Consider the following 12,424-nt stretch of genomic DNA (forward strand, 5'->3'; position numbering starts at 1 on the left):
TGGCTCAAAACTACTTCTTGGGAGAAACCGGCCCACAAATCAACGCCTTACTCTCAGCAACGGCTTGGAATATGAAGAAAATGATGGAGATTCTGAAAGAGAAAATCTTTTTCTATTTTTCAAACCTATTCACCCTTGTTTTAAATTGGTATAGATTTAAAGAAAAACTGAAAATGAGGGCTTGTTAAGGAGCGACTAAATAATAAAGCTGAAACGAAACAGAAAAACAAATTTAAAGAGGTAAATTCTACTTCACTGAACATTCAGGTAATCGAGGTAAATTCTCCTATTTGGAAAAAGTATGATGGTTGTAGCTTTGCTTTTTCCAAAAGTGAAAAAGACTATAAAAAGAGAAAATTTTTAGCTTTAGGTTCTTTGTTTGGTTCAGACGAAGATGTAATAGATTTAAAAATTAATGGGAAAAATGAAGAGTTGTTTTTAAAAACAAAATCAGAGAATAGTTACAATTTGGAAAATGGTAAATTTTCTTGCCAAATTACTATTTTAAATGAAAAAGAAACTGGTTATGAATCGAGTTCTATAACAGGCGAAATAGTGATTAAAGATAAAAATACAGGAGAAGAATATTCATCTAATTTTTATGGAGGATTTGGATGTTAATATAATTTATTTGAATACGGGTATGTAAAAATTAATGAAATAAACTATCAAACATATTGTCTATCGTTAAGTCGTCATCATTCCCTATGTGTGGATTTTCTGATGATTCTCTATTCCATTTATAATCATCATCATTGCCCTCGTTTTCTGCTTCATATTTTTTTATTCTATTTTCAATATCTATTTGTAGATCATAATAATCGACATCGAATTTTTCTCCAAACTTTTTTATATCATACAATACATCTCCTAAATTAGAATCATCAGCATTTGATGATTCTTGGCTCATTATATGTTCAATATTTTCGTAAAAAATATCATTTTGAGTAAATTCTTCATAATCTTTATTACAGAGGTATTCAAATCTTTCAAAATCGTTTAGTTCTTCAAGAAAATTAATTTTACTAAAAAAGACACTCAGAACTTCTTTAGTATCATAAATTAATTCATTTTGATAATCTTCAAATAAATCCAGATAATTACTAAAATCATCATTTTCTAAGTCAGAGGGGATAATGATTTCTTGAAATCTTTTTAGGATAAATTTCCTTAAATCAGTGAGGTCATCTATATAAACAGAAGAATTAATAGCTTTCAATTTAGAATAGTCAGAAAAGTACTTTTTTACCCATCTTGAACTATATATGCTATAAGAATTGTAAAGTGTTAATGTAGATGAATTCAAATAATCGAAGTCAGATTGGAGTTTATTTACAATTAGGCTTTTTTGTGCTTCATCCAGAAAAATTTTATTTTTATTTAATACATCTCCCTTTGAGTTTTTGATTTCGTAAAAAGCGAAAATTTGAAACAATTGGTTGAAATATATTGCAGAAGAAATTATATCATTAACAAAGTCACTATGTTCTTTTAAATAATTGACAAGAAAATCCTGAACCGAAGGATTTTGATATTCAATAGCAATGTTATTAACAGAATCTTTTTTGGATATAATAAATGTATTTTCTAATTCACGTAAGGATTTTTTAAAATCAAGACTACTATATGTAATGTTATATTTAGAGCTGTAATTTTTCGCGAAATTTTGAATTAATTTTTGTAAATCTTCAATAAGGATTGGAGTTCCTGCCGACATTAAATTTGCGAGTATACATTGAGACAATGAAGATATTTGATTCTCATATACGTGCTTCCATATGCTTTCAGGATAATCTAAAAATTCAATTATTTTAGATGTAAAATCACTTAAGGGGATGTTAGACCAAATATCATATTGAGTAAAAGTTTCTATAATTCGGGGATTATAGTTTTTATGATTGATTATTTTTAGGTAGGCTTTATTTTTAAGAATGCGATTAATATAATTTTCATTAATATTTGCAAAGAAAAGATGATTATATAAAATTTTTGCCCGTACTAATTTCGTGTATTGAGAAAGGTCAATTACACATTTAGCAAACTCTAAAGAAGGGTTATTAAAAATATCATATTTCAGCTTTGCTTGAGCCAATACATATTCTCTGGTTGTAAGAATTAATATTTTATTCTCTGATTTATTGACATTTTCAATAAACCTAATTATCTTCTGCTCCTCATTATTTGAAAGATTTTTATCAAGAAAATTTCTGCCTAAAAAATCATCAAATAAGAAAATTTGTTTTGTGTTTTCTTTATAAATACTGTATCCTTCGTCTATTGAATCAGATAAGAAAATAAATTCTTCAAAGCCATTTGCAAGAAAGTGATAGACGAGAATTCTTGCTAATGTTGTTTTTCCAATTCCCGGAATTCCTGAAATGATTACATATTTTTTATTTTTCAGAACTTTAATAGCATCATAATAACTATCATTTTCCACATAAAGCTGTACAGTATCTTTTATTTTTTCTTCTTCAAAATTAGTTTGATTATAAATTTTGCTATTTAATATCCTTTCGAGAATGTTAATGCTTGAAAGCCAGAGTTTAAAATATTGTTTCTCAATGTCAGGATATAGTCCTAAAAGATTATTCATATCATCTTTAGAATAAATATCTTCTGAATTTTTGATATAAGGCTCTATTAGATCTAAAATTTTTTGTTTTTGAGACGGAGTAAGCCCTACAGAAGTAGTCAAGATATACCTTGATGGATTTAATTTTTCAACTTTTTCCTTTTCTTTAACTAAAGCTTTGAATAGACTCTCAAACGTGCTATATCTTTTACATTGAACTATAATATTTTCGTTTTTATTTGTACTATGTCTGAAATCAATTCCTAAATCTCTTCCATTTGTAAAGGATTCAAAATAAATATTAAGATGTTTTTGTAAAATATCTCTGCTAATTTCTTCAAACTCAGCGGAAGAAAGATTAAGGAAATTGTAATCGGGCATAAATATAATTTATAAGAAATTCTAATTAACAAATATAAGGATACAAGAAAAACTTTACGCCTGTTCCCTATGTTTTTAAATAAAAGTAGAATGCTTAAATAATTTATTATTAAAACCCCACATCGACAGGTTTATTTAAGTAGGATAAGAAATCTAATCTGAAAAATTTATTAATCTTTGGAAAAACATACTATATCTTATATAAATTTAGCTTATTAAGCTGATGAAAATGATTTTACATTTTTCCAGAAAATATGTAAATTACCAACCTAAATTTTCAATAAAAGTGACAAATAGAAGTGCAGTAGATGCGATAAAAGGATATTTATATCAATTTAATTTGACTATTTTAGAAATATTAAAGCTAAAAGCCGGTGATGATTTTATAACTGTTGAAGGGGTTGAAGATATTGATTTGGATTCGGTCGATGAAAGCATTGCTATTCAATGTAAATATCATTCACAGACAGAATATAATCATTCTGTAATAGCAAAACCAATAAGGTTGATGTTGAACCATTTTAGAGATGTTTTAGATGGAAATCAAAAAAGAATAAACTATTTGTATTTTGCTCATTTTAAAAATGGGCACGAAAAGTTTTTAACACCAATTACTTTAGATTTTTTAAAATCAAACCTGCTTACATATACAAAAGAAAAAATTGAATATAAGCACTATGAAGATTTATGTATAGATGATATACAATTAATTGATTTTTTAACATTGTTAGAAATTGACATTAATGCAAAGGATTATGAAGAAATGCTGAACGATATATATAAAGCAATAAAAAGTCAAATTTCTAATTGTGATGATTTTGAAGCAAAACATTTTTATTACAACAATGCCTTAAAGGTAATTAGCACATTAGCAAGGCAGGAAGATATTTTAAATCGTAAAATATCTAAAAAAGAATTTATTTCACAAATAAACTCTAAACAATTTTTCTTTCACAAATGGTTTATTCAAATTAAAGGAAAAAAGATTTTTTTCAAAGATTTGAGAAGCAAGTATTTTACTCAATATAATATATCTCCTTTTGAAAGATTCTTTTTAATTGAGATTGATCCCAATAATTATGTTAGAAACGAACTTAAAGATATTGTTTTATTCATTTCAAAAAAATGGTCAGATGTTAAATCTAAAAAAAATCCTGATACCTTTTGTCCTTATTTGTTTATCCGTGGAATAGCAGAAGATGAATTAATCGAAATTAAGAAAGAACTATCTAACGAGAATTTTAAGTTTGTAGACGGATTTAATTTTTCGGGGTCTTCATTTAATCCGAGAAGTATTATTGAAAAAGCTACATATCATAATCAATATAAAATAAAAATAATAAATGATATAAATTACATTGATATGGTTATTAACGAACTAGCTAATAAAACCAAAGAAATTTATCAGTTTTATTTAGATGCTCCATATTTTGATTGTAATAACGATTCTGTTAAACATATAAAAATTCAAATAGAAGAAATTAACGATTTAAAAAATATATTGTAATGTCAGATAAAATTAATGCGGAAGTCATTGCTGTATTTCCCAATAAAGTTAAGATTAAAGTAGATAAACTAGAAGATTTTAAAATTGCTGGCGAATCCTTAAAAGTGGGCTCATACCTTAAAGTATATGGCAATGACAATGCTGTTTTAATGGCAATTATTGAAAATTTTTCTATAGATGTATCTGAAAAAGATGGAGTTGCTACTAGAACCCATCTGATAGAAGCTAGTCCTTTAGGTATCATAAAAAATGGAAAATTTACGAGAGGAGGAGATGATTTAACAATACCCCCAAAAGAAGTTCAACCAGCTACGGAAGAGGAAATAAAGAAAATATATATTGAATCCGTAGAAGAAAAAGAACAATTTTCATTTTGCACACTATCTTCAAACCCTAATATTCGGATTCCAGTAAATGGAAACAAGTTTTTTAATAAACATATTGCAATTGTTGGCTCTACAGGTTCTGGAAAATCACATACGCTTTCAACGATTATTCAAACTGCTGTAAATGGAAAGGATGATAATTTCAATCTTAATAATTCTCATATTATAATTTTTGATATTCACTCTGAATATAAATCTGCATTTCCTGATGCTAATTTTATCGATGTAAAAAACCTAATTCTACCTTATTGGATGTTAAATAGTGAGGAACTTGAAGAGTTTTTTATTGATACAGAAGCCAATGACCATAATCAAAGATATATTTTTAAAGAATCAATTATCGAAAATAGAATAAAACATTTTAAAGGCAATGATGAGGAAAAAAGTAAAATACATTACGATTATCCTACTTTTTTCGATATTGAGGAAATTTTGAAATATGCAAAAGAAAAAAATTCTGAAGTAATTGGAACAGGCGAAGAATATTCTACTGGGGCAAAAAAAGGTCAAGAAAAAACAACACAAGGAAGCTTATATGGTAAATTGACAAATTATGTAAATAGACTTGAAAATAAAATTAACGATAAACGCTTAGGTTTTCTATTAGGAGAAGCATCGAAAAAAATAACATTTGGGGAAACTATTAAACAATTGATGGGATATGAGGATGAAAATAATTCCAATGTAACAATAATTGATTTAAGTGGAGTTCCATTTGAAGTTTTAAGTATTACAGTGTCTTTAATTTCAAGAATTATTTTTGAATATGGCTATATCTATAAAAGAATGAGAAATATTATTAAACCTGATGAAAAAATCAATAATGATATTCCAGTTCTTTTAGTTTATGAAGAAGCCCATAAATATGTCCCAAATAGTGATTTGGTAAAATACAGGTCTTCAAAGAAATCTATTGAGCGTATTGCAAAAGAAGGAAGAAAGTATGGTGTTACATTGCTTTTAGCAAGTCAAAGACCTTCGGAAATATCCGAAACCATATTTTCACAATGTAACAATTTTATTGCAATGAGATTGACAAATCCAATAGATCAAGGATATGTAAAAAAATTATTACCGGACACTCTTGGTTCATTAATAGAAAAAATGCCATCATTGAAACAAGGCGAGGCTCTTCTCATTGGAGAGTCTGTAATTTTGCCATCAATAGTGCAGATTGATAGATGTAAAAATGAACCGTCTTCGAATGATATACCATATTGGGAGCTATGGAAGCAAGAATGGAAAAATATGGATATTGGAAAAATCAGAGAAGAGTGGTATAAATAATTGAAGTCTTACCCTTAAAGAAAATTAATTGAAAACTTATTTTTTTTAACCTCCCATTGAGTATTCATTGAGCTTTCCAACAAAACTCTTATAAATAAAAGCTCATAAATTTTAACTACAAAAAACCTCAACCTTTGACCTTTATAATATAGAGTAAAAGTTGATTATTTATTTGTCCTTAGTAATATAGATATAAAGTAGTATAATAAGAAGATAAATAATCTATCATATTTACTAATATATAACCAAAATATATTGATAATGGGATAATAGAAAATCTAATTATATAGAAACAAATAACAAAATCAAAATATTAGTTAAGGGGAATTAAATAATATAGATTCGAAATTTAATGGGAAAAATTAATTTTGGATAAATGGTATTGGGAATGGAAAAGATAAGGAAATTGACGGGGAAAATAATCAAAAAATTAGAATTACACATTAGATTAAAATAAATTTTTGAATTTATCATCACAAGACAAAAAAATAAATGATTTTTAATAAATTATTTTTCTAAAAAGTTAGAGTAGTTTTGTTGAAGTCAAACAAAAAATCCGGTACGAAAAATTAATAACATTTTCATAAAATTTATTGTTTGTAGGTTCGATGTAGGTATTTGAAATTGAGACCATAGATAAACAAAGGGTTCTGGATAAAGTGTATCGGGAAGTAATTGCTGATTTCTAAGTACCATAAAACAACTATACAAGCCGTATTAATAATGGAAAATCAGAAAGTGTTAAGTGACATTTTCTGACATTTGTTGACATATTTTATACCACTAAATGTGATACTCCGTTGTTTTTAATTTCTAAAAAAACGAATTTTAGGATACTCTAAGAGAAATTTAAACGGTAAATAATCGTAGATACACGCAAATACCGCTAAATACTGGGAGAGATTATTAAGATACAGAAAATCGAAAAGTATCAGATCAGCAGTAACATTAGGATTGAGAAGATTTGTATCTTCACGAACTGAACCTCTGTAAATTTGCTCTGTTTCAATATTCCCAAATTTAAAAACTATATCTATCTATAGATAGACTTGGGAGAAATTTAGTGGATATTCTAGGACTATTGAGGCTTTAAATCACTATCAAACAAACCTTAAAGTAGAAAATTTAGGGCTTGATAGTTTAGTTGATGGAAGACCAAGTCCTGCATTCAAGTTAATTGTTTCCGTTATGGCAAATTATCCGTTCTAATCTATGGTACTGCCGCCATTTTATACTGTCATATTTTTTGCAATGTTCATTCGTCGGCTTTATTGCACATTAAAATATTTTGTTTATTAAAATAATCATTATGGTTAAATTTTGCTATATTTGTTCATTATAATCTACATTTTATGCTTGATTTTCTTACCATAAAAGAGGTAAAAACCAATATAGGACAATGGTGCCGACAGATGCGTAAAGCACAAAATCTTACCAAACAGGAACTAGCAGAGGAGCTTGATCTATCGAGATTTACCGTTGCTAAGTTAGAAAACGGAGAAAATCCCACTTTGGAAACTTTATTAAAGGTTTTACAATATTTTGATGAAATGAAATCATTGAATCAATTTGTAGTTACAAAAACCAAAGAATTTACCGATAACCCTTCTATGTATTAATAATGGCTAAGAATCAAATTATTTCGGTGAACTTTAATGGATTGGAAATTGGTAAAATCGGCTATGATGAAGATCAAAGAAAATCTTCATTTCAATACAATCCTGAATTTTTGGAATTAGGTTCGTATAAAAGGTTGTTTCCTTATGTGATTCGTAGAAGCCCAAATGTGCAGGTTTTTTCGGAATTTGAAGGAGAAACTTTTAGAGGTTTACCTCCGATGATCGCCGATTCTTTGCCCGATTACTTTGGAAACATTGTATTTAAAGAATGGATGGAAGCGTCCCAAAAGGATTTCGTCAATATTTTACCTTTGGAACAGCTTACCTATGTAGGAAAAAGAGGAATGGGTGCATTAGAATTTGCTCCAGCTAAAGATATTAGTTCTAATACAACTATTGATGTTGAAGAAATAACTGATGTAGTAAAAAAAGTTTTGGATGTTAAAACATCGGTGGAAGAAAAAGGATTAAGCGATATTTCTTTACTCAATATTTTTAAGATAGGTACTTCTGCGGGTGGAGCTAGACCTAAAATCTTGGTTTCGGAACATAAAGAAACTGGAGTTTTAAAAGCAGGTGATTTGGAGTATTCAGATAAATATAATCATTATTTGATAAAACTATCAGTGGATGCAGAAGAAGGATATTCCAAGGAAAAAGTAGAATATGTGTATTTTGAAATTGCCCACTCTCTGGGAATTGTAATGATGCCATCAAAATTAATTGATGATAAACATTTTGCTACGGTGCGATTCGATCGCCAAAAAGGGGAGAAGCAGCATATATTAACGACATCAGGAATGACAGGCTGGGATTTCAAAAAGCCTGAACATTCTTCCTATGAAAATCTATTTAAGTTATCCGTTGACCTGAAGTTGCCTCATAAAGATATCGAGCAGTTGTTTAAAAGAATGGTTTTCAATATTGTGTTTTTTAATGTTGATGATCATTTGAAGAATTTTTCTTTTATCTATAATAAAGAAAAAGACCGTTGGAATTTGGCACCCGCTTATGATTTAACGTATCCGTTAGATGCTTTAAAAAATTACACCAGAGTCTCCAGGGCTATGTCTATTAATGGAAAAAGAACGGATATTAACCGTGATGATATTTTGAAAATAGCAGATCAATTCACCATAAAGAATCCTAATTCTGTTATTGAAAGTGTACTATCGGCTACTGAATTGTTTCTGCCATTGTGTCAAGTGCAAAATATACCAACTAAAGTCGTAGATAAGATTCAATCTGCATTTATAAGAGTATAAAATTTTCAATTTTCAGTAAAAAAAATACTCAGTTAACATGTTGTGCATTTAGCACAAATTAACTTTTAACTTGTTCAAACTTCTCTTGAATACGAAAAAATTCAAATATTGAATCATCGTAAAGGAAGTTATTTTCGATACTATTCTTGTCGCCAAACCCTGAAAAGTCTTTGCAAAGTTGATGTTTATTGTGAACTGTCCGCATAGTTGCGAGATATTCGTTTCAATCCTCTTTCTGATTTTTGATTTCGTTCTTGAAAACCCGACAAAGTTATGCTGATTTTTACGCATCGGGACTGATAGATTAATCTTGGAATAGTTGAATAAATCCACTTGGAGCTCTTTGCTAATATATCCTCTGTCTCCGATTAGCAAACAGTTTTGAAAATTTTCTTTTATGTCGTGAAGGTAGTTCACATCGTGAACATTTGCGGGCGAAAAATCAAAGGAGTGAAAGATTCCATTTTTGTCACAAACGGCGTGAAGCTTGAAGCCGAAATACCGTGCCTTCTTTGCCGCGCAATATCCAAACGCAGGTTTTATTTCATCTGTCGAACAGATTGCGGAACGATTTGCCCGACTCATTTTACAGATTTCAATAGGCGTGGAATCCACAATGAAGACATCGGTGAAATCCGAAAACTTGCTGCTCAAAGTTTCTCTGATTTTTTCAATGTACGGAAAAAGTTTCCTCCTTCTTTTGTTGTAGACACTTCTTTCAATTTTTCCGTCCAAATCAGTTCCTGAAATGCACCTAAATAGCTGGTGTTCAGAATTAATCGACATGTATTCTGCTGTAATATTGAGTGCAACAAGTTCCAGGTCGGAAATTTTCGGACGCCTGATTTGTTTATTTGTGCTAATATGTTTACAGGTTTTTGCCAATTCTTTTAAAATAATTTTGTAGTTTTGAATGAGATTGTTCATGTATTTAATGAATTGGTAATCAATTAAATATACGATTTTTTAATCAAATGGACAATCTTTTTTCTTTCTTAATTCCTAAATGCACAACAGGTTCTGACTAATCTTTGTTCATCTCCTGGGCAGCAGAAAGAAATTTTAAATATTGTTCTCTCACACTTTTCGGTTCCAAAATACGCAATCTTTCCGCATGAGTAAAAAGTTCCTGATAGAAATCGTAGGTAGGAATCAAAGTAATTTCAATCCGATATTCTTTTTTGTTGTCAACCAGTGTTTTTTGTGAATGATGTATAGGTAGGGATTTGACGAATTGTCCTTGCCATGCATCAAAAGAAAGAACCATTTTTTTTGGTTTTTCTCCCGAAGTAATAATTCCAAATGAATTGACAAACATCTTTTCTATATCAACTTCTGTTTTTTTGAAAGATTTCTTATGGATCTCCAGATCGGTCAAACGGTCTAAACCATAGGTTTTGATGAAGAAACCTTCTTGATTACTTTCATTTGCTAACAAATACCAACGATTTCGGAATTCCTTTAATGCATAAGGCTCCACAATTCTTTTTTGTGAAATTCCCTCATCATATTTGGTGTACTTAAAACTGATGAGCTTGGAATGTTTTATGGCATGAATAATTCCTTCCAAATTATGCAAACCCGATGCCTGACGTTTTTCAAAAAACATGATTTTGGATTGATCCGCGGTTTTTTTATAGGCATTAACCAGCAATAAATTGTCGAAAATGCCTTTGGATTGCTCCAGATTTTCATCATCTGCAATTTGGTAAGTCATGGTTGAACGTTTAAATTTGGTTTCAATTCCGAAAAGATCAAAAAGCAAATTCCGATCCCGCTTGAAGGTTTTTTCGCTGAAAGCCAAGTCAGTGTCATAACCATCAATATGATGTTTTTCTTCTAAATATCTAAGGATTTCATGATAAGTTGCACCTTCATTTCCTCTTGTTTGAAGCAGATTTGAAATATGAATCAAACGCAGCATCTGGTCTCTTTTTGCCATTTCCCGGAATCTTATTGTACAAATATATGGAAGTAAACAGACAATTAAAGTCTATTAAATGTAAGAAATATAAAAATCTACAGAATATTTTTATTCTTTGTTTTGATGATGGATGGATTCCCACAATTCAATTGATCAAGCCTATTTTGATCACGTTCTTTTCTGGATATCATCTATAAATTTGCTTCGGATGTTTTTGTACAAAATTCATTTTTTAAATATTTCTAAAAAATTCATTTTAAAAATAGTCAAATACTGGTCATTAAGAAAAGAGTTTACTAAATTTTCACAGACGCCTTTTTTCCCTGACCATTGGTATTTTTGGAAAGAATTGACGACGGAGAAATTAACCCCAACGGACAATAGAAGTCGTTTTACCTTACTCATTTTAATTTTTACAAGTTTCTGATTTTTTCTATGAATTCTTCAGTCAATTCAAATCGAAAATTATTTAAGAAAATTTGTGCGCAATGTTCTTCTAAATCAAAATATTGCATTGCACGAAGATCCAATTTCTTAATCGATTCTATGAAGCCAAAATGCCGTGGAAAGATTTTCAGAATATTTCTTTGTTCGAGTGACCTAATTTCTTCAGTCATTTGCAATAAATCAAAATCATCCAAATATAGATTTGCCAAAACTCTTTCAGGAGATATAAAATAGGTGTTAATATCACTGTACTCATAGTATTCCATTAAGACTCCGTATGAGACAAGCGCGGAATCCTCGGAAATTCCCAATAATTTCGAAAGGTATCTTATCTCAGTTGAAAGATGCTTTTTCAATTCTGTCTTACCGTTTTTCTCTATTTTCATTGTAATTTCCTCCGTTCCAGGCTGAAGTTTGAATCTTCCAAATTCCTTCAGTTTTTGATCTGCTTTCAGCAGCATTTCATAAAATTGTCGGTAGTTTTCGGTCATCATCAAAAGTGATTTAGTTTATGAATAAATGACTCAGTGAATTCAAACTTCTTATTTGCAAAAGGAACGAAAGAGGGTTTCACTTTTACCAAATAATATTTGTGCTCAAAAGTATCTGATGCATTAATCACCGGAACTAAATAATGCTCAACTTCAGTAATTACGATGATGTTCTTTTCTTCCAGCTCGAAAATTGCTTCCCGCAAATCCAGAACCGTGGCATCATAAATATCGACAAAAATATTTTTTTTAATATCTGAAATACTGATGTAATTTGATTTGATTACACCACTTTGCAAATAGATTCTCAGAAGCGAATAAAGAACGAATCCCGCCCTCTTTGAAATTGAAAAATATTTCGATAACCATTGAAGCTCTTCATCCAAGATGTTTTCAAGTTTATTTAATGAATCAATTCGGCTATCCCAATATTCCTCATAATCTTCAATCGCAAAGAAAAATTCCCTGTCTTTTCTCAAAATTTTGAGTTCAATTCTTGTAATTAGGTCAAACAGCTGTTCAAGATTAGTTGTCATATCAAT

The 12,424-nt window shown here is 29.4% G+C and carries 11 protein-coding genes; 6 read left to right on the forward strand and 5 right to left on the reverse strand.

All coding sequences use genetic code 11. The features are described 5' to 3' along the window. Nucleotides 1-188: hypothetical protein (locus L0951_RS07130; RefSeq protein ID WP_234110543.1), on the forward strand; the 188-nt coding region annotated here is incomplete at its 5' end. 187 nt (nt 189-375) lie between these two features. Continuing rightward, nucleotides 376-621 carry a hypothetical protein gene (locus L0951_RS07135; RefSeq protein ID WP_234110544.1) on the forward strand — a complete coding sequence of 82 codons (246 nt, stop codon included), beginning with the start codon at nt 376-378 and terminating at the stop codon, nt 619-621. Between the two features lie 31 nt (nt 622-652). On the opposite strand, the gene L0951_RS07140 is transcribed toward L0951_RS07135, so the two are convergent. Then, nucleotides 653-2,956: a restriction endonuclease gene (locus L0951_RS07140; RefSeq protein ID WP_234110545.1), complete on the reverse strand. Its 2,304-nt coding sequence runs from the start codon at nt 2,954-2,956 to the stop codon at nt 653-655. Nucleotides 2,957-3,185: 229 nt separating this feature from the next. Here L0951_RS07140 and L0951_RS07145 point away from each other — a divergent pair, with 229 nt between their 5' ends. The 4 genes from L0951_RS07145 (at nt 3,186) to L0951_RS07160 (ending at nt 9,020) form a co-directional block, all read left to right on the forward strand. Continuing rightward, the gene (locus tag L0951_RS07145; RefSeq protein WP_234110546.1) at nt 3,186-4,463 is read left to right on the forward strand and encodes a DUF4297 family anti-phage-associated protein; all 1,278 of its coding nucleotides are present in this window, start codon (nt 3,186-3,188) and stop codon (nt 4,461-4,463) included. Continuing rightward, nucleotides 4,463-6,136: an ATP-binding protein gene (locus tag L0951_RS07150; protein ID WP_234110547.1), complete on the forward strand. Its 1,674-nt coding sequence runs from the start codon at nt 4,463-4,465 to the stop codon at nt 6,134-6,136. The genes L0951_RS07145 and L0951_RS07150 overlap by 1 nt, the downstream gene beginning before the upstream one ends. Nucleotides 6,137-7,488: 1,352 nt before the next feature. Then, nucleotides 7,489-7,755, forward strand: coding sequence for a helix-turn-helix domain-containing protein (locus L0951_RS07155; protein WP_234110548.1), 267 nt, complete (start codon nt 7,489-7,491; stop codon nt 7,753-7,755). 2 nt (nt 7,756-7,757) lie between these two features. After that, nucleotides 7,758-9,020, forward strand: coding sequence for a type II toxin-antitoxin system HipA family toxin (locus L0951_RS07160; protein ID WP_234110549.1), 1,263 nt, complete (start codon nt 7,758-7,760; stop codon nt 9,018-9,020). A 48-nt stretch (nt 9,021-9,068) separates the two neighbouring features. Here the strand turns inward: L0951_RS07160 and L0951_RS07165 are convergent, their stop codons facing one another. From L0951_RS07165 to L0951_RS07180, 4 genes are all read right to left on the reverse strand, one after another. Next, nucleotides 9,069-9,947, reverse strand: a complete 879-nt coding sequence (locus L0951_RS07165) for an IS982 family transposase (RefSeq protein ID WP_234110550.1) — start codon at nt 9,945-9,947, stop codon at nt 9,069-9,071. Nucleotides 9,948-10,044: 97 nt separating this feature from the next. Continuing rightward, nucleotides 10,045-10,962: a helix-turn-helix transcriptional regulator gene (locus tag L0951_RS07170; RefSeq protein ID WP_234110551.1), complete on the reverse strand. Its 918-nt coding sequence runs from the start codon at nt 10,960-10,962 to the stop codon at nt 10,045-10,047. Between the two features lie 395 nt (nt 10,963-11,357). Beyond that, nucleotides 11,358-11,885 carry a hypothetical protein gene (locus L0951_RS07175; RefSeq protein WP_234110552.1) on the reverse strand — a complete coding sequence of 176 codons (528 nt, stop codon included), beginning with the start codon at nt 11,883-11,885 and terminating at the stop codon, nt 11,358-11,360. Next, nucleotides 11,885-12,418 carry a hypothetical protein gene (locus L0951_RS07180; protein ID WP_234110553.1) on the reverse strand — a complete coding sequence of 178 codons (534 nt, stop codon included), beginning with the start codon at nt 12,416-12,418 and terminating at the stop codon, nt 11,885-11,887. The genes L0951_RS07175 and L0951_RS07180 overlap by 1 nt, the downstream gene beginning before the upstream one ends. Between the last annotated feature and the right edge of the window lie 6 nt (nt 12,419-12,424).

It is taken from the genome of Chryseobacterium sp. R2A-55 (genome assembly GCF_021401085.1).
GTDB lineage: Bacteria > Bacteroidota > Bacteroidia > Flavobacteriales > Weeksellaceae > Kaistella.